Raw genomic sequence first — 1,156 nt, 5'->3', positions numbered from 1 at the left:
GGGGCATCCTCGGCCCGCGGTCGGTCGCCCGAGCCGTCAAAGATATAGTCGGTCGAGATGTGCAGGAACGGGATGCCCAGATCCGCGCAGGCTCGCGCCATCGCGGCAGGCGCGTCGGCATTGATCAGGCGGGCGCTGTCCGGCTCCGTCTCGGCCCGGTCCACGGCGGTGTAGGCGGCGGCATTGATGACCGCACGCGGACGCACCGCACGGATCAGGGCGGCGCAGGCGGCGGGGTTGGTCAGATCGGCCCGGTCGCGGCCTGCAAAGGTCGCATCGGACGCCAGCGCGGCCAGTTCCCGCGCGACCTGGCCGGTGCGGCCAAAGACCAGCAATCCCTGCATCACGCGGTTCCCAGGCGCTTGCCAACGCCGTCGCGGTCCAGCAGCGGCTGCCACCAGTCGCGATTGGCCAGATACCATTCGACGGTGCGGCGCAGCCCCTCCTCGACCGTCACCGACGGGCGCCAGCCCAGTTCGGTGCGGATGCGGGTCGGGTCGATCGCATAGCGGCGGTCATGGCCCGGACGGTCGGTCACGAAGGTGATCAGGTCCGCATGCGGCGCGCCCGCGGGGTGCAGCTCGTCCATATGCGCGCAGATGGTGCGGACCAGATCGATGTTGGTGGCCTCGTTCTCTCCGCCGATATTGTAGCTGCGGTTCAACTGGCCCTTTTCCAGGACCAGCAGCAGCGCATCGGCGTGATCCTCGACATAGAGCCAGTCGCGGATGTTGCCCCCGTCGCCATAGACCGGGATCGGCTGGCCCGACAGCGCCTTGAGGATCACCACAGGCACCAGCTTTTCCGGGAAATGATAGGGGCCGTAATTGTTCGAACAGTTCGTCAGCACGACGGGCAGGCCATAGGTTTCGGCCCACGCGCGGACCAGATGGTCGGACCCTGCCTTGCTGGCCGAATAGGGGCTGCGCGGGTCATAGGGCGTGGTTTCGGTGAACTGCCCCGTCTCGCCCAGCGACCCGAAGACCTCGTCGGTCGAGATGTGGTGAAAGCGAAAGCTGTCGGGGCGCCCTTGGGCCGTCCAATAGGCGCGCGCAGCCTCCAGCATGTTGAACGTGCCGATCACGTTCGTCTCCACGAAGGCCGCAGGGCCGTCGATGGACCGGTCCACATGGCTCTCCGCGGCCAGGTGCATGAT

General features: G+C 67.4%; 2 protein-coding genes. Both read right to left on the bottom strand.

Annotation, left to right across the window (positions count from 1 at the left end; genetic code table 11):
- Positions 1-344 (bottom strand): sugar nucleotide-binding protein (locus TW83_RS12750; protein ID WP_045983159.1); only part of this gene is annotated, 344 nt, incomplete at its 3' end.
- The coding region (rfbB, locus tag TW83_RS12745) for a dTDP-glucose 4,6-dehydratase (RefSeq protein ID WP_045983158.1) at positions 344-1,156 on the bottom strand (813 nt) is incomplete at its 5' end. The genes TW83_RS12750 and rfbB, both read right to left, overlap by 1 nt.

Origin of the sequence: Paracoccus sp. S4493 (assembly GCF_000967735.1) — a bacterium.
GTDB classification, from domain to species: Bacteria; Pseudomonadota; Alphaproteobacteria; order Rhodobacterales; family Rhodobacteraceae; genus Paracoccus; species Paracoccus marcusii.
This window is presented reverse-complemented; position numbering and strand designations above follow the sequence as displayed.